We start from the raw sequence: 26,909 nt of genomic DNA on the forward strand, positions 1-26,909 counted from the left end.
CTTGCTGCTTCCTTGCCGAGCGAGATCTGAAAAGTGACAGGGCGAATCTGAAAAATATTGAGAATTATTTGGAGTGTGTAGTGGCCTGTTCGCGTGCAAGCCCGCGAACAGGGCAGTGAAGGTTTACTTGGGAACGACGTTCACCCACCACTGGGTATGCCGCTCGATCTTTACCGGCAAGGCCGGCACCAGCGACTCCAGCGCCAGGTTGGTGTCGGTCAGCGGGAAGCTGCCAGTCACGCGCAGGTCTGCGACTTGCTCGTCTACCCCGAGGTAGCCGCTGCGGTATTTGCCCAGCGCGGCCAGCAGTTCGCCCAGGCGCACGTTGTCCACCACCAGCATGCCACGGGTCCAGGCATCGGCCCCGACCGGTACTGCGCCGACCTGGCCGAGGCCGTTGGCGTTCATCAGCACTTGCTGGCCTTCACGCAGCACTTGTTCGTCGCCGCTGTTATGCGGCATGGCGGCGACCGAGGCTTGCAGCACTTCCAGGCGTGTACCGCCGGCTTCGCGGCGCACCAGGAAACGCGTGCCAAGGGGACGCAGGCGACCGTCGTCGGTGCGTACCAGCAGCGGGCGGGGGTCTTGGTGGCCGGTTTCGACCGAGATTTCGCCCTGATGCAGCACGATGACCCGCTGCTCGCCTGCGTAGTCGATGTCTACCGCGGTGTGGGTGTTCAGGCTCAGCAGTGTGCCGTCTTCCAGGCGCAAGGTCCGCAGCTCACCCGTGGCCGTGCGCTGGTCGGCCAGCCAGTAGCTGGGGGCCAGTGACGGTGCGCCGACCCAGGCCAGCAACGAACCGAGCAGGACCATGCTGGCCAGCCCGCTGCCAACTTTACCGATGCGTCGACGCAGGCCGGCGCGCGATTGCAGCAAAGCCTGGCGTGCCGGGCCGGCCGCAGCGCTGACGCGTTGGTCCATGGCCCCGAGCTGACGCCAGGCACGTGCGTGTTCTTCGCTGGCGGCATGCCAGCGCATGAACGCGTTGCGCTCATCCGGCGTGCCGCTGGCGTCGCCGAGGCTGAGTTTCCAGGCGATGGCGTCTTCCAGGACCTGGGACGAAACCGGTGCATTGCTCACGTCGGCTCCCCGTACAGGGCCACATAGCACTGGCGCATGCCTTGGGCGATGTACTGGCGCACCCGTGATACTGAAACGCCCAGGCGCTCTGCGATTTCGGCATGGCCCATGCCGTCCAGGCGGTTGTGCAGGAACGCTGCGCGGGCCTTGCTCGACAGCTTGCCGAGCAGGCGGTCGATGGCTTTGAGGTCTTCAAGGATAAGGTGCAGCGCTTCCGGTGAGGGGTGTTCGGCTTCCGGGATCAGTGCCAGCTCGGCGAGGTAGGCCTGTTCCAGTGCGGCGCGGCGGAAATGGTCGAACATCAGCCCCTTGGCCACGGCGGCCAGAAAGGCGCGGGGTTCGCGGGGCGTATCCAGCTGGTCACGGCCGAGCAGGCGCACGAAGGTGTCCTGGCTCAGGTCTTCGGCACGTTGGCGACAGGCCATGCTGCGTTGCAGCCAGGCGAGCAGCCAGCCGCGGTGGTCGCGGTACAGCGCACCGACCAGATCGGCGTGTGGGCTCTGTGCAGAAGACAAGCAGCGTCCCCCCGGAACGAATGCATTAACTAACGATAATTATTCGCGATTGTTGCAGAGGGGAGGGGGTGGGTGCAATGGACGCTTATCGGATTGCCACCACTAGGGATGTGTTGCCTGTGCCGGCCTCTTCGCGGGTAAACCCGCTCCCACAGGTACTCCACAGTATTCAAGGCTGTGAGATCCCTGTGGGAGCGGGTGTGCCCGCGAAGAGGCCAGCAAGGCCAATACAAAGCTAAAGGCCGTGACTCTGCACGTTACGCCTGCGCCACCCACGCAACCGCTGCTCCAGCTGCAACGGGCTGTCCAGTTGCTGGCGCCGGGCCTGGCTGAACAGGATCAGCGCCAGCTCTGCGGTCACCTGGGCATCGGCACTGGCATGGTGGCGTTCCTCCACCTGCAAACCAAACCGCGCCACCCAGTCATCCAGCCCGGCCTCGCGCAACACTGTGTCGGGGTTGAGCATCGGCGCCAGTTCGGCAACGTCGAGGAACGGTGACTGCAAGCGATACCCAAGGCTCTCTTTCAGCGCACGGGCCAGCATGCGCTGGTCGAATGGCGCATGAAACGCCAGCACCGGGCTGTCGCCAATGAAGTCGAGCAAATCGAGCAAGGCCTCGGCCGGGTCGCAACCGGCGGCCAGGGCGCTCGGGCCCAGGCCGTGGATCAGCACGCTGGCGTTGGTCTTCTGCAAAGGCCGGTGCAGGGTACGTTCGAACTGCTGGGCAAAATCGATGGCGCCATCTTCGATGGCCACTGCTCCAATCGACAGCACCTGGTCCCGGTTGGGGTTGAGCCCGCTGGTTTCCAGGTCCAGCACTACCCAGCGCTGTTCGCGCAGGGTACACACCCCCAGCGGCGTGGGCTTGGGTAACCGGGCCAGGCGCTGGCGTGTGCTGTGGTCCAGCTCGGGCGTGCTGGGGCGCAGCCACGCGAACAGGCTCATAACTGGTACCGCAAGGCCAGGCTGCTTTGCAGGCGCTGGGCCTGGCGCAGGGACTCGCGCAGGATGCGCCGGTCCAGGTGGTTGAGGCTGTCCGGGTCGAGCCGGTTGGAGTAGGGCAGGTTGTCGCGCGCCTGGCGTTGGTGCTGCTGCATGCGGGTTTGCTGAATGAAATGGTAAGCCTCTTCATAGGCCGCGCCGTCCAGTGGCTCGATCACGCCCTTGGCTACCAGCTGGCGCAGCCGTTCCAGGGTATTGCAAGCACCGACGCCATTGGCCAACGCCAGTAGACGGGCGCCGTCGACGAAGGGTGTCAGCCCCTGGACCTTGAGGTCGAGGGTGGCGGCCTTGTCGTTGCCCTGTCGGGTCAGCACGAATTCGCGCAGGCGGCCCACCGGTGGGCGCTGGCGCAGGGCATTGTCGGCCAGCATGCGCTGGAAGATGCGGTTGTCGGCCACCTGCTCCAGCAGGCCCTGGCGCAGTTGCTCGCAACCTTGCTCATCGCCCCACACCACCCGCAGGTCGAAGTAGATGCTCGAACCCAGCAGGTTCTCCGGGCTGGCCTCGCGCACAAAGCCGGCAAAGCGCCGTGCCCACTCGCTGCGCGACAGGCACAAGTCAGGGTTGCCCGCCATGACGTTGCCCTTGCACAGGGTAAAGCCGCACTGGGCCAGGCACTGGTTGATGTATTGCGCGAGCGGCAGCAGGCGGGCACGGATGGCGTCGGCTTCGGTACGGTCTAGCGCTTCGAAGAGGATGCCGTTGTCCTGGTCGGTGTGCAGGGTCTGCTCGCGGCGCCCCTCGCTGCCAAAGCACAACCAGCTGAACGGCACGCCCGGGTCGCCGCGCTCGGCCAGCGCCAGCTCGATCACCCGGCACACGGTGTGGTCGTTCAGCAGGGTGATTATCTGGGTGATCTGCGTGGACGATGCGCCGTGGGCGAGCATGCGCTCGACCAGTTGGCTGATTTCCCCACGCAGCGAGACCAGGGTGTCCAGCCGCGGCGCATGGCGGATGGTGCGCGCCAGGTGCACCAGGTCGACCCGTTGCAGCGAGAACAGGTCACGCTCGGAAACCACACCGCACAGGCGCCGGTTTTCCACCAGGCACACATGGGCGATATGCCGCTCGGTCATGGCCATGGCCGCGTCGAAAGCGCTGGCCTGAGGGCTGAGGTAGAAGGGTTTGACTGTCATGTGCCGCTCGATGGGGGCGCCCAGGTCGGCATCCGCCGAGGCCACCACCTGGCGCAGGTCGCGCAGGGTGAAAATGCCGGTGGGGTAGCGCTGCGGGTCGACCACCACGATGCTGCCGACCTGCTGCTCGTGCATCAGCCGCACGGCTTCGCGCAAAGACATGTCGCCACTGCACACCACCGGATGACGCATGGCCAGTTCACCCAATGGCGTGTTCAGCGAGTACTGGGTGCCGAGGGTTTCCACGGCACGCTGTCGCACCTGCTGGTTGACCTGGTCGAGCAGGCTGCTGACTCCGCGCAGGGCAAAATCCCGAAACACTTCAGACATCGAGAACACGCGGATGAACGCGGCCTTGTTCAACTGCAGGCAGAAGGTATCTTCACCGGCCAGGTGCTCGGTGCGGGTGGCCCGCTCGCCCAGCAGGGCCGCCAGCGGGAAGCACTCGCCACTGGTGATTTCGAAGGTGGTTTCCACGCCAGGCTTGACCAGGTGCTGGCGCTCGCCAACCACGCGGCCCTGCTTGACGATGTAGAAGTGCTCGATCGGCCCGTCGGCAGGCTTGACGATGCTCTCGCCGCAGGCATAGAAGCGCAGCTGGCACTGCTCGACCAGGTAGGCCAGGTGGCTGTGCTCCATCTGGTTGAACGGCGGAAAGCGCTGCAGGAACTGCAGGGTGCCCTGAATGTTCTGCAGTACTGCTGTCCTGCCCGCCTGGCTGTAGGCGTCCTTTTTGCTCATGAAACTGACCGTATCGCTATGCCGAACTATATATATCTATATATAGGTGCCGGCCCTGTTGTTTTCTGCCTCCATGGTCGGCTTGCGGCGGGGTGGTGCCCATTGGACGTAAGTCTATGAAGGCCCCTGTCAAAGACCCGACGAAAGGCGAAACGGGTTACGCGAGTAATGTGGTCCTAAGGCTGAAGCGGAATTTTTTTGACGAGATGAGCATGCCTGAGCACACCGACATCTTGAGCGACGCCGAGCGTGAGGCATTGGCCGTGGTGAGTGCGCCTGTGGCACCCAGGCCGTTGGTGCTGGTGGTGGATGACAACGCGGTTAACCGCGAGGCGCTGATCGTGTACCTGAAAAGCCGGGGCATCGATGCGGTGGGGGCGGACGGGGCAGAAGAAGCCAGGTTGTACCTGCATTACCAGCAACGGATTGCTTTGATGATCACCGATTTGCGCATGCAGCCAGAGGACGGTCTGGACCTGATCCGGCAGATTCGCGAGTCGGAGCGCGCAGCGTTGTCGATCATCGTGGTGTCGGGCGACACCGATGTGAAAGAGGCGGTGGACGTGATGCACCTGGGGGTGGTGGATTTCCTGCTCAAGCCGGTCGACCTGGGCAAGCTGCTGGAACTGGTGAAGAAAGAACTGAAGATCGAGTGATGCACAAAGGGGCTGCTTTGCAGCCCATTCGCGGCACAAGGCCGCTCCTACAAGGGTTATGCGTTCCCCTGTAGGAGCGGCCTTGTGCCGCGAATGGGCCGCAAAGCGGCCCCTTGCGGTTTACAACCCGTTACGCGCCTTGAACTCGCGGCGACGGCGGTGCAGCACCGGCTCGGTATAGCCGTTCGGCTGTTTGCCACCTTCCACCACCAGCTCTACAGCCGCCTGGAACGCGATGTTGTCGTCGAAGTTCGGCGCCATCGGGCGGTACAGTGCGTCACCGGCGTTCTGCTGGTCGACCACCACGGCCATGCGCTTGAGGCTTTCCAGCACCTGCTCCTGGCTGACCACGCCATGGCGCAGCCAGTTGGCCAGCAGTTGGGCAGAAATACGCAGGGTGGCACGGTCTTCCATGAGGCCGACGTTGTTGATGTCTGGCACCTTCGAACAACCCACACCCTGGTCGATCCAGCGCACCACGTAGCCGAGGATGCCCTGGGCGTTGTTGTCCAGCTCGTTGCGGATTTCTTCGTCCGACCAGTTGGTGTCGGCGGCCAGCGGGATGGCCAGGATGTCGTCCACCGATGCCGGGGTGCGCGAGGCCAGTTCACGCTGACGCGCCTGGACGTCCACCTTGTGGTAGTGCAGGGCGTGCAGGGTAGCGGCCGTCGGCGACGGTACCCAGGCGGTGTTGGCACCGGCCAGCGGGTGAGCGATCTTCTGCTCGAGCATGGCGGCCATCAGATCGGGCATGGCCCACATGCCCTTGCCGATTTGCGCACGCCCTTGCAGGCCGGTGGCCAGGCCCACGTCGACGTTGTTGTTCTCGTAGGCGCCGATCCACTTCTCGTTTTTCATGGCGCCCTTGCGCACCACGGCGCCGGCTTCCATCGAGGTGTGGATTTCGTCGCCTGTGCGGTCAAGGAAACCGGTGTTGATGAACGCCACGCGCTCGGCGGCTGCCTTGATGCAGGACTTGAGGTTGACCGTGGTACGGCGCTCCTCGTCCATGATGCCAACCTTGACGGTGTTGCGCGGCATGCCCAGCAGGTCTTCGACCTGACTGAAAATTTCCGCGGCGAAGGCGACTTCTTCCGGGCCGTGCATCTTCGGCTTGACGATGTACACGCTGCCGCTGCGGGTGTTCTTGCGGCTGGTGTTGCCGTTGAGGTTGTGCAGGGCGATCAGGTTGGTGAACAGGCCGTCCTGGATGCCTTCGGGGATCTCGTTGCCTTGGGCGTCGAGGATCGCCGGGTTGGTCATCAGGTGGCCAACGTTGCGCACGAACAGCAGCGAACGGCCATGCAGGGTCACGCTGCCGCCGTTGGGCGCGGCGTACTCGCGGTCCGGGTTCATGGTGCGGGTGAAGGTTTTACCACCCTTGGTCACGGTTTCGGCCAGATCGCCTTTCATCAGACCCAGCCAGTTGCGGTAGACGATGACCTTGTCGTCGGCGTCGACGGCGGCAACCGAGTCTTCGCAGTCCATGATGGTGGTCAGCGCCGACTCCATCAGGATGTCTTTGACGCCAGCGGCGTCGGTGCTGCCAACCGGAGTGCTGGCATCAACCTGGATCTCGAAGTGCAGGCCGTTGTGCTTGAGCAGCACGGCGGTCGGTGCAGCAGCATCACCGTGGAAGCCGATGAGCTGGGCATCGTCACGCAGGCCGGTGTTGCTGCCGCCTTTGAGGGCAACAATCAGCTTGCCGCCTTCGATGCGGTAGCCGGTGGAGTCGACGTGCGAGCCGGCAGCCAGTGGCGCGGCTTCGTCGAGGAAGGCGCGGGCGAAGGCGATGACCTTGTCGCCACGGGCCTTGTTGTAACCCTGGCCTTTTTCGGCGCCGCCTTCATCGCTGATGGCGTCGGTGCCGTACAGGGCGTCATACAGCGAACCCCAGCGGGCGTTGGCGGCGTTCAGGGCGAAACGGGCGTTCATCACCGGAACAACCAGCTGCGGACCGGCCATGTGGGCGATTTCTTCGTCCACGTTCTGGGTGGTGGCCTGGAAATCGTCGGCTTGTGGCAGCAGGTAGCCGATTTCCTGGAGGAATGCTTTGTAGGCGACGGCGTCGTGGGCCTGGCCTTTGCGTGCCTGATGGTAGGCGTCGATCTTGGCTTGCAGCTCGTCGCGCTTGGCGAGCAGGGCTTTGTTCTTTGGAGCGAGGTCATTGATGATCTTCTCTGCACCCGCCCAGAACTGCTCGGCGACGATGCCGGTCCCGGGGATGGCTTCGTTGTTCACGAAGTCGTACAGGACCTTGGCGACCTGAAGGCCACCGACTTGAACGTATCCAGTCATTGCTTGCCTCACTCTGCTCAGCTATTTCGCTCTTCTGTATTAAGCCTGTAGCGCTTCTCTAAACACGGCACCAGTGCGTGCCCCCGGGTTGTACCGGGCGCGGCTGGGTGCGGCTTGCCAGACAGGCCGGCAGGCAGTGTGCGTATTTTCACAGGCGCCTTGGCAGACATCCAAACGACGTTTTGTAGTCCGCGCCACGGGATACTACATGAAGCAGTAGGCGGGGCAAAATCAGACTAAAAGCGCCGTTATGCGACCCGTTGGTCGCGTATGGTCACGCTGGGAGTGGGTATGTTCGCAAAAAACAGGTGGATTGTTCCAGATAAATCTTGAAACAGTACACGATTCGTTGTGCTGGCCGCCCTGCGGCAGGTTGCCGCGCCTTGCCTATACTGAGTCGATGCCCCGATTTACTGCCGCCGGGCGCGGTCCGACACGAGGAAGGGCTTGTGGATCATCTTGTACTGACTGTTATCGCCCCTGACAAGGCCGGCCAGGTCGAACGCATTGCCCAGTGCATCGCCGACCACAGTGGCAACTGGCTGGAAAGCCGCATGTCGCGCATGGCCGGGCAGTTTGCCGGCATCTTGCGGGTGGCGGTGCCGGCAGAGAATTATGCTGAACTGGTGGCGTCGTTGCAGGGGTTGGCGAGGTATGACATTCGGGTGCTGATTGCCGAGAGCGGTATTGAACCGTCGTGCACCTGGAAGCCGATTGCCATGGAGCTGGTGGGGAATGACCGGTCGGGGATCGTGCGCGACATTACCCGGTTGCTGGCGGATCTGGGCGTGAACCTTGAGCGGTTTACCACTGAGGTACGGCCGGCACCGATGAGCAGCGAACCACTGTTTCATGCAGATGCCTTGCTGGCGCTGCCGTTGACCCTTTCGCTGGATGAACTGCAGCAGAAGCTGGAGAGCCTGGCGGATGATTTGATGGTGGAGTTGAAGTTGCGGGCGGAGGATTGATCCGACATTGCCGGGGGCTGCATTGCAGCCCCTCGCGGTTATCCCGATATCACGGGGAAGGCCCTGTGGATAACCTGGGGGTGTAGCGCTCCAGCCCAGGTACCCTGTGCCTTGCACGGTTTTGATCAAAAAACGTCCAAGTTCCAGCCGCTTGTGCACAAAGCACGGGGACGAGGGTGTGGATAACCTTTGGAGATGTCGCTGCAGGCCACGAAACACGTGGCCTGCATGGTTTTGATCATTTAATGATCAGCTTCGCTTGCGCAAACTCATCCACGCATCAACGCTGTAAATCGCCAGACCCGCCCAGATGAACATGAACGCCACTAAGGTGCTCGACGACAAATGTTCATCGAACAGCAGGACGGCCTGCAACAGCACCAAGGTGGGCGCCAGGTACTGCAGGAAGCCCAAGGTGGTATACGGCAGGTGCCTCGCCGCAGCGTTGAAGCACACCAGCGGTATCAGCGTTACCGGCCCGGCAGCCATCAACCACAAGGCTTCGCTGCTGGTGTAAAACGCCCCTTGGGCACTCATCGCCGCCGGGTGCAGCAGCAGCCAGCCAAGGGCCAGCGGCACCAGCATCCAGGTTTCCACCACCAGGCCCGGCAATGCCGCCACTGGCGCCTGTTTGCGAATCAGCCCGTAGAAGCCGAAGCTCAACGCCAGCACCAGCGACACCCAAGGCAGGCTGCCTACCTGCCACACCTGCTGGGCTACGCCTAGGGCGGCCATGCCCACCGCCAGCCATTGCAGGCGGCGCAGGCGCTCGCCAAGTATCAGCATGCCCAGCAACACGTTGATCAGCGGGTTGATGTAGTAACCCAGGCTGGCCTCGAGCATGCGGCCGTTGTTTACCGACCACACATAGGTCAGCCAGTTGCCGGCGATCAGTGCACCGCTCAGCGCCAGAATGCCCAGCCGGCGCGGGTTGTCACGCAGTTCGCGCCACCAGCCGGGGTGTTTCCACACCAGTAGCAGCAGCGAGCCGAACAGTGCCGACCAGAGCACCCGGTGGACAATGATCTCCACTGCCGGGACGTTCTGGATTGCCTTGAAGTAAATGGGGAACAGGCCCCAGATGATGTAGGCGCTCAGGCCCAATATGTACCCGCGACGCGGGTTTGCGGCGTGCATGCAGAATCCTTGCTTAGGTAGCTAAATATAGCGACCCCTATTGTAGACAGAGACGTCCCTACCTCTAGAACAATTTCAGGGGTGGCTCATCCAGCGCAGCCATCTGCTCGCGCAGCGCAAGAATCTGGTCGCCCCAGTAGCGTGGCTGGCCAAACCAGGGGAAGCTGGGCGGGAATGCCGGGTCGTCCCAGCGCCGCGCCAGCCAGGCGCTATAGTGCAGCTGGCGCAGGGCACGCAACGGCTCGATCAGGGCCAGTTCGCGCGGATCGAAATCGTGGAACTCGTTGTAACCGTCGATCAGTTCGGCCAGTTGCCCCAGGCGCTCCTCGCGGTTGCCCGCCAGCATCATCCACAAATCTTGCACTGCCGGGCCCATGCGGCAGTCGTCAAGGTCGACCACGTGGTACACCTCGTCTCGGTGCATCAGGTTGCCGGGGTGCAGGTCGCCGTGCAGGCGGATGAGCTGGTGCGGTGTGCGGGCGTAGATGTCCTCGACACGCTTGAGCACGTCGCGTGCTACGGACTCGAAGGCCGGCAACAGTTCGCGCGGGACAAAACCACCGTCCAGCAGGGTGTTCAGCGAGGCGTGGCCGAAGTTCTCCACAGCCAGGGCCTCACGGTGCTCGAATGGTTTGGTGGCGCCTACGGCATGCAGGCGGCCGAGCAACTGGCCAAGGCGGTAGAGCTGGTCGAGGTTGCCGGGCTCCGGAGCGTGGCCGCCGCGGCGCGGGAACAGAGTGAAACGGAAGCCCTGGTGCTCGAACAAGGTGCGGCCGTCGTGCTGCATCGGCGCAACCACAGGCACCTCGCAGTCGGCGAGTTCGGCGGTGAAGCTGTGTTCTTCGAGGATCGCCGCATCGGTCCAGCGGCCTGGGCGATAGAACTTGGCGATCAGCGGCTGAGCGTCTTCAATGCCCACCTGATAGACGCGGTTCTCGTAGCTGTTCAGTGCCAGCACCCGGGCGTCGCTGAGAAAGCCGATACTTTCCACTGCGTCCAGGACCAGGTCGGGGGTGAGGGTGTCGAAGGGGTGGGACATGGTGACTCCGGAGGGTAAGCAGCGTGGGGCCATGGTAACGCGTTATGCCTGTACCGGCCTCTTCGCGGCTAAAGCCGCTCTCACAGGTTTTGTGCACATGTCTCAGGCGGCGCGTTCCCTGTGGGAGCGGGTTTACCCGCGAACCGCGCTGAAGCGCGGCCAGGCTATGCAGGAACCCCGATCAACACATAGGACGGATGAAACTGCACCTGCACCGCACTGCCCGCCGCCACCGGCTGCCCAGCCAACCAGTGCGCCTCGGCAATGGCACACAATGTCTGCCCATTGCCCAACGCCAGCCGGAGCTCACTGGGCCCGTCATCCTCTGCCAGCACCTCTTCCACCGTTGCGTTCAAGCAGTTGCTGCCCGCTTCGGGGGCTTCCCCCTCCGCCAGCAACCGTACCCATCCCGCCTTGAGCAGCGCCACCACCATCGTCCCCAGTGTCAGCTCCAGCCGCGCGGTGCTGTCGTGGGTGATCAGCGCATCAATCTCCAGCCCGCCGCCTAATGCCAGGCTGACGCGATCATATCGGCCTTCACGACGCAGGCCGCTGACCTGGCCCTGCAGCTGGTTACGCGCACTGGTGCGCAGCATCAGGCGCCCGAGCAGGTCGAGGTCGCTGGATTCTTCGGCGGCTTCAAGCATTTGCGCCTGCAGTGTCTGCAGCCGTTGATACAAGCGCAGCACCCGCTCGCCTTCCGGCGACAAGCGCGCACCACCACCGCCACGGCCACCGGTGCTGCGCTCGACCAACGGCTGGCTGGCCAGGTTGTTGAGCTCGTCGATGGCATCCCAGGCAGCCTTGTAGCTGATACCCGCTGCCTTCGCTGCGCGGGTGATCGAGCCTTGCTCGGCAATGTGCTGCAGCAGTGCGATGCGCTGGGGGCGGCGGGCGATGTGCTGGGTGAGAAGCGTGGGTAGGGGCATGGGCGTTCGGTCGTTATAGTCAGAATGGATAGTGTGCAGGAGCGGCGATCCGCGCCTGGTCAGATATACCCCGGCTTGGGCGTACGTGCCAGGCAATACACATCCACCCGCCGCGCGCCTGCCCTGCGTAGTGCCTGGGCAATAGCTTGGGCAGTGGCACCGGTGGTCAATACATCATCGACGATGGCGACATGCTTGCCTTCCAGTTCACGGGTTACAGCAAACGCCTGACGCAAATTGTGCCGCCGTGCCTTGGCGTCCAGACGTTGCTGTGCCGGTGTCTCGCGCGTGCGCGCCAGTATTCGCTCATTGCAATTTACCCCCAATTGCGACCCCAGCCACCGCCCAAGCATTCCTGCCTGGTTGAACCCACGCTCGCGCAGTCGACGCTTGGCCAGGGGTACAGGCAACAGCAGGTCAGGACGGGGCAGCCCTTCGGCAAAGCGATGCATTAGCCCATGCCCCAACAATTCAGCCATCAGCCGGCCCAGAGGCCACTGACGGTTGTGCTTGAAGCGGCTGACCAACGTGTCCACCGGAAAACCGAAATGCCACAGCGCAACGACCTTATCGAAGGCCGGCAAGCGCTGGGAACACTGGGCGCAGGTCAGGCCGGCCATGGGCAAGGGCAAGGCACAACGCAGGCAGTGGTCACCCAGCCATGGCAGTTCCTGCTCGCAGGCGATGCACAACGGGTAGTGCTGCTCGGCAGGCTCATCGCACAATAAACACGATTGATTAATAAGTGAGCACTTGTAAACCAGTCTTTTCCAGTGTGGTTGACAGTTCATGGGCCTTCCGTAACTATGCGAGCTATCCGTGATGCGCTTGTGGGCTTTCCTGTCCCGGCGCCAGCTTCAGCCTAAACAAGGAAACGCCGATGAGCGCCAGCACAACTGCAACAACACGTCACGACTGGTCCCTGGCCGAGGTCAAGGCGCTGTTCCAGCAACCGTTCAATGACTTGCTGTTCCAGGCGCAAACCGTGCACCGCGCGCATTTCGACCCTAACCGGGTGCAGGTGTCGACCCTGCTGTCGATCAAGACCGGCGCCTGCCCGGAAGATTGCAAATATTGTCCACAGTCCGGCCACTACAACACCGGGCTGGAAAAACAGAAGCTGATGGAAGTGCAGAAGGTGCTGGAAGAGGCTGCCCGCGCCAAAGCCATCGGTTCTACCCGCTTCTGCATGGGCGCGGCGTGGAAGCACCCGTCGGCCAAAGACATGCCCTACGTGCTGGAAATGGTCAAAGGCGTGAAGGCCATGGGCCTGGAAACCTGCATGACCTTGGGCAAGCTCGACGAGGAGCAGACTCGGGCCCTGGCCCAGGCCGGCCTGGACTACTACAACCACAACCTCGACACCTCACCGGAGTTCTACGGCAGCATCATCACCACCCGCACCTATAGCGAGCGCCTGCAGACCCTGGCTTATGTGCGCGATGCGGGGATGAAGATCTGCTCTGGCGGCATCCTGGGCATGGGCGAGTCGCTGGACGACCGCGCCGGCCTGCTGATTCAGCTGGCCAACCTGCCCGAGCACCCGGAGTCGGTGCCGATCAACATGCTGGTCAAGGTTGCCGGCACGCCGCTGGCCGAAGAAGAGGACGTCGACCCGTTCGACTTTATTCGCATGCTGGCCGTCGCCCGCCTGCTGATGCCCAAGTCGCATGTGCGCCTGTCCGCCGGCCGCGAGCAGATGAACGAGCAAATGCAGGCCTTGGCGTTCATGGCTGGCGCCAACTCGATCTTCTACGGCGAAAAACTGCTGACCACTGCCAACCCTCAGGCCGACAAAGACATGCAATTGTTCGCACGCCTGGGCATCAAGCCAGAAGCGCGTGAGGAGCATGCCGACGAAGTGCATCAGGCGGCCATCGAGCAGGCGTTGGTCGAACAGCGCAGCAGCGAGATGTTCTACAACGCTGCATCGGCCTGATATGGCCTTCGACCTGGCGGCGCGCCTGGCCGAACGGCGCGCCGCAGACCTGTATCGGCAGCGGCCGCTGCTGGAGAGCCCGCAAGGGCCCGAAGTGGTGGTCGACGGCCAGCGGCTGCTGGCCTTCTGCAGCAATGACTACCTGGGCCTGGCCAACCACCCTGAGGTGATCGCCGCCTGGCAGGCCGGCGCCGAGCGCTGGGGTGTGGGGGGAGGGGCCTCGCATTTGGTGGTGGGCCACAGTACGCCGCACCACCAGGTTGAAGAGGCGCTGGCCGAACTGACTGGGCGCCCGCGTGCGTTGTTGTTCTCCACGGGCTACATGGCCAACCTGGGCGCCATCACCGCGCTGGTGGGGCAGGGCGATACGGTGTTGCAAGACCGCCTGAACCACGCCTCGCTGCTGGATGGCGGGCTGCTCAGCGGTGCACGCTTCAACCGCTACCTTCACAACGACCCGGCCAGCCTGGCCAGCCGCCTGGAGAAGGCCGTTGGCAATACGCTGGTTGTGACCGATGGCGTGTTCAGCATGGACGGCGACGTGGCCGACCTGCCGGCGCTGGCCAAGGTCGCACGCGCCCGCGGTGCCTGGCTGATGGTCGACGATGCCCATGGCCTGGGCACCCTCGGCGCACAGGGCGGCGGCATCGTCGAGCACTTCGGCCTGGGCCTGGAAGATGTGCCGGTGCTGATCGGTACGCTGGGCAAGGCTTGCGGTACGGCGGGCGCTTTTGTTGCCGGCAGCGAAGCGTTGATCGAGACACTGGTGCAGTTCGCCCGCCCCTACATCTACACCACCAGCCAGCCACCTGCGCTGGCCTGCGCCACGCTCAAGAGCCTGGAGCTGCTGCGCCGTGAAACCTGGCGTCGCGAGCACCTGACAGCGTTGATTCGCCAGTTCCGCGAAGGTGCGCAGCAGATCGGGCTGGCGTTGATGCACAGCCCGACGCCGATCCAGCCGATCATGATTGGCGACAGCGCACAGGCCCTGCGCCTGTCGCGTATGTTGCGCGAGCGCGGCTTGCTGGTGACCGCCATCCGCCCGCCCACCGTACCGGCCGGCAGCGCACGCCTGCGGGTAACCCTGAGCGCCGCGCACAGCGAGGCGCAGGTGCAGCTATTGTTGAATGCATTGGCCGAGTGTTATCCACAACTGGAGAACGCCGATGCGTAATCGTCTTGTACTGCTGCCCGGCTGGGGGCTGGGTACTGCTTCACTGGAGCCGCTGGCGGCCAGCCTGCGCGCCCAGGATACCCGCCTGCAGGTAGAGCTGATGCCACTGCCGGAATTGGACCACAGCGATGTGCAGGGTTGGGTGGATCACCTGGACCGCAAGCTGCCCAGCAATGTCTGGCTGGGCGGCTGGTCGCTCGGTGGCATGCTGGCCAGCGCGCTGGCGAAACAGCGCGGCGATTACTGCTGTGGCCTGCTGACCCTGGCCAGCAACCCCAGTTTCGTCGCCCGGCCAGACTGGCCCCATGGCATGCCCGAAGACACCTTCGGCACCTTCCTCGATGGCTGCCGCAGCCATACACAGGTGACCCTCAAACGCTTCCGTACCTTATGCAGTGATGGCGCCCTGCAGCCGCGCACGTTGCTACGCCAACTGGGAGTTGGTGTGCCGGACACCGACCCGCTGTACCTGGGCACCGGCCTTGAGGTGCTGGCCAAGCTGGACACCCGCGAAGCACTGCAGGCCTATGGCGGCCCGCAATTGCACCTGTTCGCAGGCAGCGATGCATTGGTGCCGGCAGAGGCAGCGACGGCGTTGAGCGAGCTGCTGCCTGATGTGGAAGTGGGCCTGGTCGAAGACAGTTCCCACGCGTTCCTGCTGGAGTACCCACAGGAGTTGGCGGCGGGCATCAAGAGTTTCCTGCATGAGAGTGGCGATGACTGACCTTTCCCGTCCGACCCTGCCCGGCGCATTGCCCGACAAACGCCAGGTGGCGGCTTCGTTCTCCCGCGCTGCGGCCAGCTACGATAGCGTGGCAGCCTTGCAGCGCGCTGTCGGTTTGAACCTGCTGCAGCAGTTGCCAGCAGGCATGCAGCCGTCGCACTGGCTGGACCTGGGCAGTGGCACTGGCCATTTCAGCCGAAAGCTGGCCGAGCGTTTCGCACAGGCCAGCGGTGTGGCAGTGGACATCGCCGAAGGCATGCTGCGCCACGCCCGGCATGAACAGGGTGGGGCGCGCTACTACGTGGCCGGTGACGCCGAGCGTTTGCCGCTGCGAGATGCCAGTGTCGACCTTGTGTTCTCCAGCCTGGCCGTGCAGTGGTGCGACCAGTTCGCCAGTGTGCTGGCCGAGGCGTTGCGGGTACTGCGCCCGGGAGGCGTAATGGCCTTCAGCAGCCTGTGCGTGGGGACATTGGGCGAATTGCGTGCCAGCTGGCAGGCGGTGGACGGCCTGGTGCATGTAAACCGCTTCCGCCGGTTTGAAGATTACCAGCGCCTGTGTGCCGACAGTGGCTTTGAACAACTTGGGCTACAGCGCTGCCCGCATGTGCTGCACTACCCGGATGTACGCAGCCTGACCCATGAACTGAAGGCGCTGGGCGCACACAACCTCAACCCGGGTCGCCCCTCAGGCCTCACCGGCCGCGCCCGCATGCAGGGCCTGTTGCAGGCCTATGAGGCATTTCGCCAGCTCGAGGGGCTGCCAGCCACCTATCAGGTGGTCTATGGTGTGTTGCGCAAGCCACAGGCGTAAGGGGAGCGAGATGAGCCAGGCCTATTTCATTGCCGGTACCGACACCGATGTCGGCAAGACCACCATCGCCGCCGGGCTTTTGCATGCGGCGCGCTTGCAGGGCATGAGTACTCTGGGTGCCAAGCCGGTGGCCTCCGGCTGCACGATGACAGCGAAAGGCTTGCGCAACAGCGATGCCCAGGCGTTGATCGACGAAAGCACGATCAAGTTGCCCTATGAGCAGGTCAACCCGTTTGCCTTCGAGCCTGCGATTGCCCCGCATGTGGCGGCGCGTGAGGCGGGGGTTACGTTGGCTGTTCCGGAGCTGCTGGCGGCAATGCGCAATGTGCTGCAACAAAATGCCGATTTCACCTTGGTCGAAGGGGCCGGTGGCTGGCGCGTGCCACTGTCGGGCCTGGAGAATCTTTCCGACCTTGCCGTTGCCCTGCAGTTGCCGGTGATTCTTGTGGTTGGGGTGCGCTTGGGTTGCATCAGCCATGCCTTGCTCAGCGCCGAGGCCATCGAGCGTGACGGGCTGCAACTGGCCGGGTGGGTGGCCAACATCATCGAGCCCCGTACTTCGCGACTTGAAGAGAATCTGGCGAGCCTGGCGGAGCGCTTGCCGGCGCCTTGCCTTGGGCGGGTGCCCAAATTGAAGCAAGCCAGTGCCGATATGGTGGCTGAACACCTTCAGCTGGATCTGCTGGATTAGCCGTTTCCACGCCCGGCCCCTTCGCGGGGGAAACCGCTCTTGTAGAAGCTGGCTTGCCGGCGATAGGGCCGGTGCAGGAATACCCAAGGCCTATCAACTGGCACCAGGCCATTATGCTTTTAAACGGGCCTTTTCGCGCCCAGCCTGTTTTAATTAGGCCTGTTCGTCATCCAGCGTCAATGGAGTCCTGACATGGAAATCACCGGTAGCTCCGCTTATTACGCGGGCCTGAGCGCTATCCAGACCGGCCAGAACCGCGTCGATCAGGCCGCCGGCCAGATCGCCAACACCACCGCCGAACGTACCGCCACCAGCCAGTCCAGCGATTTTCAGGCCGAACGCCTGCGTTCGGTCGACCGCAGCCAGCAGATGGACATGGCCACCAGCGTGGTGCAAATGGCCGTAGGCAAAACCGAAGTCGAACTTGGCGCAAAGGTGGTCAAGGCATCCGACGAAATGCTTGGCCGGATCATCGACACCTACGCCTGACAGATCCCCCTTCAATTAAACACAGCCCCTGTGGGAGCGGGCGTGCCCGCGAATGCGTCAGGTCAGGCTTCTTTAATGTCTGGCCGGGCCCTTTTCGCGGGCACGCCCGCTCCCACAGAGGCGGCGGTTTTTCTGGGTGTGGCGTAAACGCCATTTTTCGTGGCGTAAATGGCACCATAGTCCAACCTTGACAGAAGGCGGAGCTAAACGTAAGTTTCAAACAACTGTTTGATAGACGGCCGCCAAGAGCTGGTCACCCCCACAGAACTGACCCAGAGGTTCATCGCAATGCCTGATTACAAAGCCCCCTTGCGTGATATCCGCTTCGTTCGCGACGAACTGCTTGGCTATGAGGCGCACTATCAGAGCCTGCCGGGCTGCCAGGACGCCACGCCTGACATGGTCGACGCGATCCTTGAGGAAGGTGCGAAGTTCTGTGAGCAGGTGCTGTCCCCGCTGAACCGTGTGGGTGACCAGGAAGGCTGCACCTGGAGCGAATCGGGTGTTAAAACCCCGACCGGCTTCAAAGAAGCCTACGAGCAGTTCGTCGAAGGCGGCTGGCCGAGCCTGGCGCATGACATCGAGCATGGCGGCCAAGGCCTGCCGGAGTCGCTGGGCCTGGCCTTGAGCGAAATGGTTGGCGGTTCGAACTGGTCGTGGGGCATGTACCCTGGCCTGTCGCACGGTGCGATGAACACCATTTCTGCGCACGGCACTGCCGAGCAGCAGCACACCTACCTGACCAAGCTGGTGTCCGGCGAATGGACCGGCACCATGTGCCTGACCGAGCCGCACTGCGGTACCGACCTGGGCATGCTGCGCACCAAGGCCGAGCCACAGGCCGACGGCAGCTACAAAGTGTCGGGCACCAAGATTTTCATTTCGGCCGGTGAGCACGACATGGCCGGCAATATCGTCCATATCGTCCTGGCCCGCCTGCCGGATGCACCGGCCGGTACCAAAGGTATTTCGCTGTTCATCGTGCCGAAGTTCCTGCCTGACGCCGAAGGCGGTGTGGGCGAGCGCAACGGCGTGAGCTGCGGCTCCATCGAGCACAAGATGGGCATCCACGGTAACGCGACCTGCGTGATGAACTTCGATGCTGCAACCGGCTACCTGATCGGCCCGGCCAACAAGGGCCTGAACTGCATGTTCACCTTCATGAACACGGCTCGCCTGGGTACCGCGCTGCAAGGCCTGGCCCACGCCGAAGTGGCGTTCCAGGGTGGCCTGAAGTACGCCCGCGAGCGCCTGCAGATGCGCTCCCTGACTGGCCCGAAAGCCCCGGACAAGGCCGCTGACCCGATCATCGTGCACCCTGACGTGCGCCGCATGCTGCTGACCATGAAGGCCTTTGCCGAAGGCAACCGCGCGATGGTGTACTTCACCGCCAAGCAGGTGGATATCGTCAAGTACAGCCAGGACGAAGAGGAGCGCAAGAAGGCCGATGCCCTGCTGGCGTTCCTGACGCCGATCGCCAAGGCGTTCATGACCGAAGTCGGTTTCGAAGCGGCCAACCACGGCGTGCAGATCTATGGCGGCCACGGCTTCATTGCCGAGTGGGGCATGGAGCAGAACGTACGCGATAGCCGTATCTCGATGCTGTACGAAGGCACCACTGGCATCCAGGCCCTCGACCTGCTCGGCCGTAAAGTGCTGATGACCCAAGGCGAGGCGCTGAAGGGCTTCACCAAGATCGTGCACAAGTTCTGCCAGGCGCAGGAAGGCAATGAAGCGGTCAAGGAGTTTGTCGAACCGCTGGCGGCCATCAACAAGGAGTGGGGCGAGCTGACCATGAAAGTGGGCATGGCCGCCATGAAGGACCGCGAGGAAGTGGGCGCGGCCTCGGTCGACTACCTGATGTACTCCGGCTACGCTTGCCTGGCCTACTTCTGGGCCGACATCGCCCGCCTGGCAGCCGAGAAGCTGGCAGCCGGCACCAGCGAAGAGGCCTTCTACACTGCCAAGCTGCAGACTGCGCGCTTCTACTTCCAACGTATCCTGCCGCGTACCCGTACGCATGTGGCGACCATGCTGTCGGGTGCCAACAACCTGATGGCGATGGACGAAGAGCACTTCGGCCTGTCGTACTGATCTATCCGCTGTAGCGAAAACCCGCCTGCCCTCACCGGCAGGCGGGTTTTTTTATTTTTCAGGTTCAGCGCGTTCCTGCACCGGATGGCATCTGAAACGAAATTCAACTGTTCATGTGCGCTGCCGATGAAGTGAGGGCACAATGCCACTATTGATCTGCCGGGTTGGAGATTACCCTTGTTTCGTCTTAACGCTGTTCGCGCAAGCCACTTCCTGCCTTCGCTGTTCCTGTTGCTGGCAGGGCTCGCCGCAGCCTATGTGAGAGACCTCAGTGTCTTTTTCACATCGCTGTTCAACGTCCTGCCCACCTTGGTCCTGTTGCTGGGCGGTGCCTACTGCGCGGTTTACCGTCGCCAGCGTGAGTTGTTCATGATGCTCACGGTGTACATCGCCTACTACCTGCTCGACACCCAGACCGACTTCTACCGTGACCATGGCCGCGTGCGCGAGGACGCGGCCGTGATCTTCCACCTGGTGTGCCTGCTGCTGCCCGCTCTGTTCGGGTTATACGGCGCCTGGCAAGAACGTACCCACCTGCTACAGGACATGGTCGCTCGCGGCGCCGTGCTGTTTGCAGTGGGCAGCGTGGCGGTAGCCCTTGAACAAAGCTACCCTGAAGCATTGCTGACCTGGCTGGCGGAAATCCGCTGGCCCACCTTGCATGGCCAGTGGATGAGTCTGATCCAGATGGTCTACCCGTTGTTCATCGGCGTTTTCCTCCTGCTGGTGGTGCAATACCTGCGCGCACCGCGGCCGTTGCACGCCGCGTTGATAACCGGGTTGCTGGGTATTTTCTGGATGCTGCCGCAGACCTTCATCTTGCCGTTCACCCTGAACATCATGTGCAGCCAGGTGATGTTGATGATCGCCGCAGCGGTTGCGCACGAGGCCTACCAGATGGCCTTCCGTGACGAACTGACCGGCCTGCCGGGGCGCCGTGCGCTGAACGAGCGCATGCAGCGCCTGGGGCGCAACTACGTAATCGCCATGACCGATGTGGACCACTTCAAGAAATTCAACGACACCCACGGGCATGATGTGGGTGACCAGGTGTTGCGCCTGGTTGCCAGCCGCTTGTCCAAGGTGACCGGCGGTGGCCGCGCGTATCGCTATGGCGGTGAGGAGTTCGCCTTGGTGTTCGCCGGCAAGACGGCCGAGGAATGCGTGCCCCACGTGGAGGCCGTGCGCGAGGTGATCGCCAACTATGTGATGCACCTGCGCGACCAGAACAGCCGTCCACAGGACGATACCAGCGGGCGCCAGCGGCGGGCGGGCAGCAGCGGCGGGACGGTGTCGGTCACCATCAGCATCGGTGTGGCCGAGCGCCAGGTTGACCACCGTAACCCCGAAGCGGTGCTGAAATCTGCTGACCAGGCGCTGTACAGCGCTAAAGGCGCGGGGCGCAATTGTGTCATGGTGCATGGGCAGCAATCGCAGCGTGGGGCGGTGCGTACGGCGTGACCGTAGAAGACTATGCGGTCAAGTGATGACCCTATGTCTCGTAAAAGTTGTTCGGTTACACTGCCATCAACCCCAGTGTCGCGGTTCCCCGAGACCGCCCCGACCCGACTAGTGAGAGGTTGTCATGGCTGACTATAAAGCACCCCTGCGCGACATGCGCTTCGTACTGAATGAAGTCTTCAACGTGGCCGAGCAGTGGGCGCAGTTGCCCGGGCTGGCAGAGGTAGTCGATGCCGACACCGCCATGGCCGTGCTGGAAGAAGCCGGCAAGGTCACCGCCAAGACCATCGCGCCGCTTAGCCGCGCCGCCGATGAAGAAGGCTGCCGCTGGGACAACGGTGCGGTAAGCACACCGGCCGGTTTCATCGAGGCCTACAACACCTACGCCGAAGGCGGCTGGGTAGGCGTGGGCGGCGACCCGGTGTTCGGTGGCATGGGCATGCCCAAGGCCATCTCGGCTCAGGTCGAGGAAATGGTCAATGCCTCCAGCCTGGCCTTTGGCTTGTACCCGATGCTTACTGCAGGTGCCTGCCTGTCGATCAATGCCCACGCCAGCGAAGCGCTGAAGGCCAAGTACCTGCCGAACATGTATGCGGGTGTGTGGGCTGGGTCCATGTGCCTGACCGAGCCGCATGCCGGTACCGACCTGGGCATCATCCGCACCAAGGCCGAGCCTCAGGCCGACGGCAGCTACAAGGTCAGCGGCACCAAGATTTTCATCACCGGCGGCGAGCACGACCTGACCGAGAACATCATCCACCTGGTACTGGCCAAGCTGCCGGATGCCCCGGCGGGGCCGAAAGGCATTTCGCTGTTCCTGGTGCCCAAATTCCTGGTCAATGAAGACGGCAGCCTGGGCGCGCGCAACCCGGCGACATGCGGCTCGATCGAGCACAAGATGGGCATCCAGGCCTCGGCCACCTGTGTGATGAACTTCGACGAAGCGGTCGGTTACATCGTCGGTGAGCCGAACAAGGGCCTGGCGGCCATGTTCACCATGATGAACTACGAGCGCCTGGGCGTGGGTATCCAGGGCCTGGCCTCCGCCGAACGCTCTTACCAGAACGCAGTGGAATATGCTCGCGACCGCCTGCAGAGCCGCGCCCCGACCGGCCCGCACGCCAAGGACAAGGCCGCCGACCCGATCATCGTCCACCCGGACGTGCGCCGCATGCTGCTGACCATGAAGGCGCAGATCGAGGGTGGCCGCGCCTTCTCGACCTATGTGGCCATGCAGCTGGACAGTGCCAAGTACAGCGAAGACGCCGCCGTGCGCAAGCGCAGCGAAGAGCTGGTGGCACTGCTGACACCGGTGGCCAAGGCGTTCCTCACCGACCTGGGGCTGGAGAGCACTGTGCACGGCCAGCAGGTATTTGGTGGGCATGGTTACATCCGTGAGTGGGGGCAGGAGCAGTTGGTGCGTGATGTGCGCATTACGCAGATCTACGAAGGCACCAACGGCATCCAGGCCCTCGACCTGATGGGGCGCAAGGTGGTGGCCAGCGGCGGGGCGTACTACAGACTGTTCTCCGACGAGATTCGCCAGTTCATTGCCAGCGCAGGCAGCGAACTGGACGAGTTTGCCAAGCCGTTGGCTGCCAGCCTCAACCAGCTCGACGGGCTGACCGAATGGGTGCTGGAGCAGGCCAAAGGCAACCCGAATGAAATCGGCGCAGCGTCGGTCGAGTACCTGCATGCCTTTGGTTATGTGGCCTATGCCTACATGTGGGCACTGATGGCGCGGGCGGCCAAGGCGGGTGAGGGGGACGAGGCGTTCTACTCGGGCAAGCTGGGGACGGCGCGGTTCTACTTTGCACGGTTGTTGCCACGTGTGGATTCGCTGGTGGCTTCGGTGAAGGCGGGGAGTGAGTCGCTGTTCCTGCTGGATGCCGAGCAGTTCTGACATGTTTTTGGGCCGCTTTGCGGCCCCCAGCCATGGCATTTCTGGGAACGAATCCTCTTTGTAAGCATTTTCCTACACGACGTGGTGACTTTTCACCACTGTTCTAAGATTGGATCCACGGTTAATCTTTACCACATGGACGTTGCGCAGGAAGCGCAAAGGACAGATCAAGGAAGACGACGAAGGACCACCTGCCAGGATGGCGGGGCGATACGGATGTCACAGGGAAACAGTCTGGAAAACCCCGCTTCGGCGGGGTTTTCTTTGTGCGCGTGTTTTTTCAGGCCAGCACATCCAGCGGCGACGCCCCCAACAGGCGGGCGTCCGTCTCCTCCTCCAGTAGCGTGCGCAGCAGTTCCACAGAGGCCTGCTGGCGCTGTGCATCGCGGAACACCAGGCCAACCTTAAGCGGCACCCGCGGCTCGCTCAATGGCTTCCACAGCAGCCCTTGATCATCCTCGGCAGCCTCCTTGGCCCGCCCTGGCAAAATGGTGGCCAGTGCCGTGTGCGCCAGGCTGTCGAGAATGCCCGCCATGTTGTTCATCTCTGCCTGCACGTGTGGCCGTCGGCCTTGGCTGGCCAGTTGCGCCTGCCAGATCTGGCGGATCTGGAACTCCTCACCCAGCATCAGCATGGGCAACTCGGCGGCCTGGCGGATGGACACCTTCTTGAAATCCTTCAGGGGGTGGGTATCGGGTATGACCAGTTGCAGTTCATCTTCGTACAGCAGCAGGCCATGCAGCCCTGGCTGGCGCGGTGGCAGGTAGCTGATGCCGATATCCAGGCTGCCGTTGAGCAGCCGTCGTTCTATCTCCAGCCCCGACAACTCGTATATCTGCACGACAAGGTGCGGCTGTGCTTTGCGCAGCCGTTCGAGCAACTGTGGCACCAGGCTGGGCCGCACGGTCTGCAACACGCCGATAGCCAGGGTGCGCAGCGACTGGCCCTTGAAGTTGCGCATGGCCTCGTGGGCGCGTTGCAGGCCATCAAGCAATGGCAAGGCGTGGTTGTACAGGGTATGGGCAGCCAGGGTGGGCAGCAGGCGCTTGTTGCTGCGCTCGAACAAGCTCAGGTCCAGGCTGTGTTCCAGCTGACGGATTTGCTGGGAGAGCGCCGGTTGGGAAAGCGACAGGCGCTCGGCGGCGCGGCCCACGTGACCTTCTTCGTACACCGCGACGAAATAACGCAGTTGGCGGAAATCCATAAGTAACACTTATCGAAAATGCTGGAAAAACGAAATGGTCGAAAACCCTCGTGAAGCCTAGTCTATCGCCGTATTCCAAAGGGTTACAGCAGTCATCAGGCTGATTGTTACCCAGGATGAAAAACACTTTTGATAGGCAAGGCAAAATATAGAGTGTCGGCGTCAAGACCGCACCGTGGCCGCCCTTTACCGTGATTGGTTGGAGCCCTGATGAACCTGTTCAACCTGCGCCGTTCGGCACCTGCCGCTGTCGCCGAGCCCAAGCGTGCGCCGGTGATCGTGCCGCAGGCTGATGAGTTGTCGCGTGATCGCCTGATGCCCGGCGCCGAACGTGCAGCGCAGGTGTTCGTGCGAGGGCAGGGCTCCTGGTTGTGGGACAACGAAGGGCATGCCTACCTGGACTTTACCCAGGGCGGTGCGGTCAACAGCCTGGGCCACAGCCCCAGCGTGCTGGTGAAAGCGCTGGGCAACCAGGCCCAGGCACTGATCAACCCGGGTTCGGGCTTTCATAACCGTGGCTTGCTGGGGTTGGTCAACCGCCTGTGCCAGAGCACCGGCAGCGAGCAGGCCTACCTGCTTAACAGCGGTGCGGAGGCCTGTGAAGGTGCGATCAAGCTGGCGCGTAAGTGGGGCCAACTGCACCGCAACGGCGCTTACCACATCATCACTGCCAGCCAGGCCTGCCACGGCCGCAGCCTGGGTGCGTTGTCGGCGTCTGACCCGTTGCCGTGCAACCGCTGCGAGCCTGGCCTGCCGGGCTTCAGCAAGGTGCCGTTCAATGATCTGGCTGCCCTGCACGCCGCAGTGGATTCGCGCACCGTGGCCATCATGCTGGAGCCCATCCAGGGCGAGGCGGGTGTTATCCCCGCCACGCTGGAGTACCTCAAGGGTGTGGAAACGCTGTGCCGTGAACTGGGCATCCTGCTGATCCTCGATGAAGTGCAGACCGGTATCGGTCGTTGTGGCGCGCTGCTGGCCGAGGAGCTCTACGGAGTGCGCGCGGACATCATCACCCTGGGCAAAGGCCTGGGCGGCGGGGTGCCACTGGCTGCGTTGCTTGCCCGGGGTACAGCATGCTGCGCCGCGCCTGGCGAACTGGAAGGCAGCCACCACGGTAATGCGCTGATGTGCGCCGCCGGCATGGCTGTGCTGGACACCGTGCTGGAGCCGGGCTTTTTTGCCCAGGTGCAGGATAACGGCCGCCACCTGCGCGAAGGCCTGAGCCGCCTGGCCGGGCGCTATGGCCAGGGTGAAGTACGCGGGCAAGGCCTGCTGTGGGCTCTGCAGCTAAAGGAAAGCCTGGCCCGCGAGCTGGTGGCGGCCGCCCTGCACGAAGGCCTGCTGCTCAATGCGCCGCAAGCGGATGTGGTGCGTTTTTCGCCAGCGCTGACCGTGAGCAAGGGCAACATCGATGAAATGCTGTTGCGCCTGGCACGCGCCTTTGCGCGCCTGCATGCCCAGCAGCAGGCCCGCCGCGAGGTGCCGGCGTAGCTGTTTAGCAAGACCGAGAATTCTACGAACCGTCTGGCGTTCCTGCGCATCGCCCCTGGCCTGTTTCATTCGGCCCGGGGCGTTTTTTTTTGGCTGGTGGAACCTCTGTGGCGAGCGGCTAGTCTTTGATGTAACCCTTCAGGAGAGACTCGCATGGACTTTATTCGCATCATCATTGCCATTCTTTTGCCTCCGCTGGGGGTGTTTCTGCAGGTGGGGTTTGGCGGGGCGTTCTGGCTGAATATTCTGCTGACCCTGCTGGGATACATTCCAGGGATCGTGCACGCGGTATACATCATCGCCAAGCGCTGAGGCGCTCGGGGTTGAAGACATGCCGGTCTTCCACCCCCGCAACAGCCATCAGTTTCGAAGCTGACTATGCAATGCGTTTTACCATGAGTTTGTCGACGTAGTGTTTCAGCGCGTTCAGTGGGAACCCGGTATTGTAAGCGCCCCATTTCAAGTAATGCCGGGCAGGAGAGAATGTCTGGCACACGAGGGTACAAGGATCTTTTTCATCGGGTTCCCTGGGTTTTCCTTCCCGGTCGGCCGTGAATTTCTGGGGCGCATTATCCAGAAAGAGCTGAACGGTACCGATATCTTGGTCACTGGAGAGCAGAACCCGAATTCGGATGTCGTACCACTTGTCCGCTTCAATTCGCGTCCACCAGACGACCTTGTGTTTTTCACCATCAAGCCGGGTGTTGTAGTGCGTCATTTCAAACCGGCCGGCCTGCACCTTCATGAAGAAAGGGTAGATATTGCTGCCCTCGGACTTCCACTGAAAGATTACATAATCGCCATAGGGCGCGTTGTCGACGTCCGGAAACTTGCTGCTCCAACAGAAGTCGTAAATCTGATTTTCTTCCCAGGCTTCATAGACCTCGTAGGGTGCCACATTCACTTTGATGGAGTTTGACTCGCACCGGTAATTGGTCGGGTGGGCGGGTTTGTCAAACAGCCAGACTTTTCCTCGCTCGGTATCGTGGACTACCTTGAGGCTGGCACCCGTGTCCGAACCGCCTGTTTCGACCATTCTGAACAGGTCATTGGGTGCTTTCTGCTCATCTTCCTGGGTGCGGTCGAGGGGTGTGGTTGACCCGACCCACATCAGAAAGTTGTCAGGGACACTGGGTGGGCAGCGCTCCTCTTTAACTTCCGGCTGGTTCTTTTCAAGGATTGCACCTTGGGTTTTATACGGTGATAACCATTGCAGCCATAGCGCCCATGCCCGCATTACAAAAGGCTTATGGCCATTTTTTTGATCTTTGAGGAGTGCTTCGTGTTCGTCTTTTTCCATCATGGCGGCCCATTGTCAATTTACAATAGCCGCCGCCCTGATAGCGCATCCATTCAGATTCAAGGGCGGCGCGAATACCGCGACGTTAGGGCCTGAACCAAGACACGTCTACTGACAGAATTGCCA

At 62.6% G+C, this 26,909-nt stretch carries 24 protein-coding genes; 13 read left to right on the forward strand and 11 right to left on the reverse strand.

All coding sequences use genetic code 11. The features are described 5' to 3' along the window. Positions 1-123 precede the first annotated feature (123 nt). The 4 genes from AC07XM_RS06390 to AC07XM_RS06405 form a co-directional block, all read right to left on the reverse strand. Positions 124-1,080 carry a FecR domain-containing protein gene (locus AC07XM_RS06390; RefSeq protein WP_016484566.1) on the reverse strand — a complete coding sequence of 319 codons (957 nt, stop codon included), beginning with the start codon at positions 1,078-1,080 and terminating at the stop codon, positions 124-126. Beyond that, the gene (locus AC07XM_RS06395; protein WP_016484567.1) at positions 1,077-1,595 is read right to left on the reverse strand and encodes an RNA polymerase sigma factor; all 519 of its coding nucleotides are present in this window, start codon (positions 1,593-1,595) and stop codon (positions 1,077-1,079) included. Before AC07XM_RS06395 ends, AC07XM_RS06390 begins: the two co-directional genes overlap by 4 nt. A gap of 235 nt (positions 1,596-1,830) precedes the next feature. Continuing rightward, positions 1,831-2,541, reverse strand: coding sequence for a 3'-5' exonuclease (locus AC07XM_RS06400; RefSeq protein WP_102688925.1), 711 nt, complete (start codon positions 2,539-2,541; stop codon positions 1,831-1,833). Further along, complete coding sequence (locus AC07XM_RS06405) at positions 2,538-4,475, reverse strand: DUF294 nucleotidyltransferase-like domain-containing protein (protein ID WP_070086414.1); 1,938 nt, start codon at positions 4,473-4,475, stop codon at positions 2,538-2,540. The genes AC07XM_RS06400 and AC07XM_RS06405 overlap by 4 nt, the downstream gene beginning before the upstream one ends. A gap of 116 nt (positions 4,476-4,591) precedes the next feature. On the opposite strand from AC07XM_RS06405, the gene AC07XM_RS06410 reads away from it, so the two are divergent. Next, positions 4,592-5,131 (forward strand): response regulator, encoded by a 540-nt coding sequence (locus AC07XM_RS06410; RefSeq protein ID WP_060517998.1) that lies wholly within the window; start codon positions 4,592-4,594, stop codon positions 5,129-5,131. 120 nt (positions 5,132-5,251) lie between these two features. On the opposite strand, the gene AC07XM_RS06415 is transcribed toward AC07XM_RS06410, so the two are convergent. After that, positions 5,252-7,429: a malate synthase G gene (locus tag AC07XM_RS06415; protein WP_016484571.1), complete on the reverse strand. Its 2,178-nt coding sequence runs from the start codon at positions 7,427-7,429 to the stop codon at positions 5,252-5,254. 449 nt (positions 7,430-7,878) lie between these two features. Between AC07XM_RS06415 and AC07XM_RS06420 the strand changes: the two genes are divergently transcribed. After that, positions 7,879-8,397 carry a glycine cleavage system transcriptional repressor gene (locus AC07XM_RS06420; protein ID WP_102688926.1) on the forward strand — a complete coding sequence of 173 codons (519 nt, stop codon included), beginning with the start codon at positions 7,879-7,881 and terminating at the stop codon, positions 8,395-8,397. 249 nt (positions 8,398-8,646) lie between these two features. Here AC07XM_RS06420 and rarD read toward each other — a convergent pair whose 3' ends face one another. From rarD to AC07XM_RS06440, 4 genes are all read right to left on the reverse strand, one after another. Then, positions 8,647-9,534, reverse strand: coding sequence for an EamA family transporter RarD (gene rarD / locus AC07XM_RS06425; RefSeq protein ID WP_016484573.1), 888 nt, complete (start codon positions 9,532-9,534; stop codon positions 8,647-8,649). Positions 9,535-9,598: 64 nt separating this feature from the next. Continuing rightward, positions 9,599-10,573: a serine/threonine protein kinase gene (locus AC07XM_RS06430; RefSeq protein WP_070086413.1), complete on the reverse strand. Its 975-nt coding sequence runs from the start codon at positions 10,571-10,573 to the stop codon at positions 9,599-9,601. Positions 10,574-10,737: 164 nt separating this feature from the next. After that, a complete protein-coding gene (locus tag AC07XM_RS06435) occupies positions 10,738-11,502 on the reverse strand; it encodes a TOBE domain-containing protein (protein WP_016484575.1) in 765 nt (254 codons plus the stop codon). A gap of 59 nt (positions 11,503-11,561) precedes the next feature. Continuing rightward, on the reverse strand, positions 11,562-12,293 hold the full coding sequence (locus AC07XM_RS06440; RefSeq protein ID WP_102688927.1) for a ComFC family protein: 732 nt from the start codon (positions 12,291-12,293) through the stop codon (positions 11,562-11,564). Positions 12,294-12,382: 89 nt separating this feature from the next. Here AC07XM_RS06440 and bioB point away from each other — a divergent pair, with 89 nt between their 5' ends. The 9 genes from bioB (at position 12,383) to AC07XM_RS06485 (ending at position 22,788) form a co-directional block, all read left to right on the forward strand. Further along, entirely contained in the window at positions 12,383-13,441 is a 1,059-nt protein-coding gene (gene bioB / locus AC07XM_RS06445) for a biotin synthase BioB (RefSeq protein ID WP_016484577.1), read from the forward strand. Between the two features lies 1 nt (position 13,442). Next, positions 13,443-14,615, forward strand: a complete 1,173-nt coding sequence (bioF, locus tag AC07XM_RS06450; RefSeq protein ID WP_023047097.1) for an 8-amino-7-oxononanoate synthase — start codon at positions 13,443-13,445, stop codon at positions 14,613-14,615. Continuing rightward, on the forward strand, positions 14,608-15,339 hold the full coding sequence (locus AC07XM_RS06455; RefSeq protein WP_016484579.1) for an alpha/beta fold hydrolase: 732 nt from the start codon (positions 14,608-14,610) through the stop codon (positions 15,337-15,339). The genes bioF and AC07XM_RS06455 overlap by 8 nt, the downstream gene beginning before the upstream one ends. Then, positions 15,332-16,150 (forward strand): malonyl-ACP O-methyltransferase BioC, encoded by an 819-nt coding sequence (gene bioC, locus AC07XM_RS06460; protein WP_102688928.1) that lies wholly within the window; start codon positions 15,332-15,334, stop codon positions 16,148-16,150. Before AC07XM_RS06455 ends, bioC begins: the two co-directional genes overlap by 8 nt. Before the next feature lie 10 nt (positions 16,151-16,160). After that, positions 16,161-16,841: a dethiobiotin synthase gene (gene bioD, locus AC07XM_RS06465; RefSeq protein ID WP_016484581.1), complete on the forward strand. Its 681-nt coding sequence runs from the start codon at positions 16,161-16,163 to the stop codon at positions 16,839-16,841. Positions 16,842-17,033: 192 nt separating this feature from the next. Beyond that, positions 17,034-17,330, forward strand: a complete 297-nt coding sequence (locus tag AC07XM_RS06470; RefSeq protein WP_016484582.1) for a hypothetical protein — start codon at positions 17,034-17,036, stop codon at positions 17,328-17,330. A 288-nt stretch (positions 17,331-17,618) separates the two neighbouring features. Continuing rightward, the gene (locus AC07XM_RS06475; RefSeq protein WP_016484583.1) at positions 17,619-19,424 is read left to right on the forward strand and encodes a phenylacyl-CoA dehydrogenase; all 1,806 of its coding nucleotides are present in this window, start codon (positions 17,619-17,621) and stop codon (positions 19,422-19,424) included. 177 nt (positions 19,425-19,601) lie between these two features. Then, positions 19,602-20,885, forward strand: coding sequence for a GGDEF domain-containing protein (locus tag AC07XM_RS06480; protein WP_016484584.1), 1,284 nt, complete (start codon positions 19,602-19,604; stop codon positions 20,883-20,885). A 124-nt stretch (positions 20,886-21,009) separates the two neighbouring features. Next, positions 21,010-22,788, forward strand: a complete 1,779-nt coding sequence (locus AC07XM_RS06485) for an acyl-CoA dehydrogenase C-terminal domain-containing protein (protein WP_102688929.1) — start codon at positions 21,010-21,012, stop codon at positions 22,786-22,788. Positions 22,789-23,068: 280 nt separating this feature from the next. On the opposite strand, the gene AC07XM_RS06490 is transcribed toward AC07XM_RS06485, so the two are convergent. Continuing rightward, positions 23,069-23,992, reverse strand: coding sequence for a LysR family transcriptional regulator (locus AC07XM_RS06490; RefSeq protein ID WP_016484586.1), 924 nt, complete (start codon positions 23,990-23,992; stop codon positions 23,069-23,071). Between the two features lie 210 nt (positions 23,993-24,202). Between AC07XM_RS06490 and AC07XM_RS06495 the strand changes: the two genes are divergently transcribed. Together AC07XM_RS06495 and AC07XM_RS06500 are read left to right on the forward strand one after the other, a co-directional pair. Continuing rightward, positions 24,203-25,483, forward strand: a complete 1,281-nt coding sequence (locus AC07XM_RS06495; protein WP_102688930.1) for an aspartate aminotransferase family protein — start codon at positions 24,203-24,205, stop codon at positions 25,481-25,483. Positions 25,484-25,636: 153 nt separating this feature from the next. Further along, complete coding sequence (locus AC07XM_RS06500; protein WP_003177654.1) at positions 25,637-25,795, forward strand: YqaE/Pmp3 family membrane protein; 159 nt, start codon at positions 25,637-25,639, stop codon at positions 25,793-25,795. A 64-nt stretch (positions 25,796-25,859) separates the two neighbouring features. Here the strand turns inward: AC07XM_RS06500 and AC07XM_RS06505 are convergent, their stop codons facing one another. After that, a complete protein-coding gene (locus AC07XM_RS06505) occupies positions 25,860-26,786 on the reverse strand; it encodes a heparin lyase I family protein (RefSeq protein ID WP_102688931.1) in 927 nt (308 codons plus the stop codon). Positions 26,787-26,909: the final 123 nt, after the last annotated feature.

It is taken from the genome of Pseudomonas sp. GW460-LB5 (assembly GCF_059423245.1).

Bases quoted from the DNA above. Each gene is read 5' to 3' on its own strand.
- AC07XM_RS06500 (WP_003177654.1), top strand. From the start codon at position 25,637: ATGGACTTTATTCGCATCATCATTGCCATTCTTTTGCCTCCGCTGGGG.
- AC07XM_RS06470 (WP_016484582.1), top strand. From the start codon at position 17,034: ATGGAAATCACCGGTAGCTCCGCTTATTACGCGGGCCTGAGCGCTATC.
- rarD (WP_016484573.1), bottom strand. From the start codon at position 9,534: ATGCACGCCGCAAACCCGCGTCGCGGGTACATATTGGGCCTGAGCGCC.
- AC07XM_RS06485 (WP_102688929.1), top strand. From the start codon at position 21,010: ATGGCTGACTATAAAGCACCCCTGCGCGACATGCGCTTCGTACTGAAT.
- AC07XM_RS06405 (WP_070086414.1), bottom strand. From the start codon at position 4,475: ATGAGCAAAAAGGACGCCTACAGCCAGGCGGGCAGGACAGCAGTACTG.
- AC07XM_RS06495 (WP_102688930.1), top strand. From the start codon at position 24,203: ATGAACCTGTTCAACCTGCGCCGTTCGGCACCTGCCGCTGTCGCCGAG.
- AC07XM_RS06430 (WP_070086413.1), bottom strand. From the start codon at position 10,573: ATGTCCCACCCCTTCGACACCCTCACCCCCGACCTGGTCCTGGACGCA.
- bioC (WP_102688928.1), top strand. From the start codon at position 15,332: ATGACTGACCTTTCCCGTCCGACCCTGCCCGGCGCATTGCCCGACAAA.
- bioF (WP_023047097.1), top strand. From the start codon at position 13,443: ATGGCCTTCGACCTGGCGGCGCGCCTGGCCGAACGGCGCGCCGCAGAC.
- AC07XM_RS06440 (WP_102688927.1), bottom strand. From the start codon at position 12,293: ATGAACTGTCAACCACACTGGAAAAGACTGGTTTACAAGTGCTCACTT.
- AC07XM_RS06490 (WP_016484586.1), bottom strand. From the start codon at position 23,992: ATGGATTTCCGCCAACTGCGTTATTTCGTCGCGGTGTACGAAGAAGGT.
- AC07XM_RS06455 (WP_016484579.1), top strand. From the start codon at position 14,608: ATGCGTAATCGTCTTGTACTGCTGCCCGGCTGGGGGCTGGGTACTGCT.
- AC07XM_RS06410 (WP_060517998.1), top strand. From the start codon at position 4,592: ATGAAGGCCCCTGTCAAAGACCCGACGAAAGGCGAAACGGGTTACGCG.
- AC07XM_RS06475 (WP_016484583.1), top strand. From the start codon at position 17,619: ATGCCTGATTACAAAGCCCCCTTGCGTGATATCCGCTTCGTTCGCGAC.
- AC07XM_RS06415 (WP_016484571.1), bottom strand. From the start codon at position 7,429: ATGACTGGATACGTTCAAGTCGGTGGCCTTCAGGTCGCCAAGGTCCTG.
- bioD (WP_016484581.1), top strand. From the start codon at position 16,161: ATGAGCCAGGCCTATTTCATTGCCGGTACCGACACCGATGTCGGCAAG.
- bioB (WP_016484577.1), top strand. From the start codon at position 12,383: ATGAGCGCCAGCACAACTGCAACAACACGTCACGACTGGTCCCTGGCC.
- AC07XM_RS06400 (WP_102688925.1), bottom strand. From the start codon at position 2,541: ATGAGCCTGTTCGCGTGGCTGCGCCCCAGCACGCCCGAGCTGGACCAC.
- AC07XM_RS06435 (WP_016484575.1), bottom strand. From the start codon at position 11,502: ATGCCCCTACCCACGCTTCTCACCCAGCACATCGCCCGCCGCCCCCAG.
- AC07XM_RS06505 (WP_102688931.1), bottom strand. From the start codon at position 26,786: ATGATGGAAAAAGACGAACACGAAGCACTCCTCAAAGATCAAAAAAAT.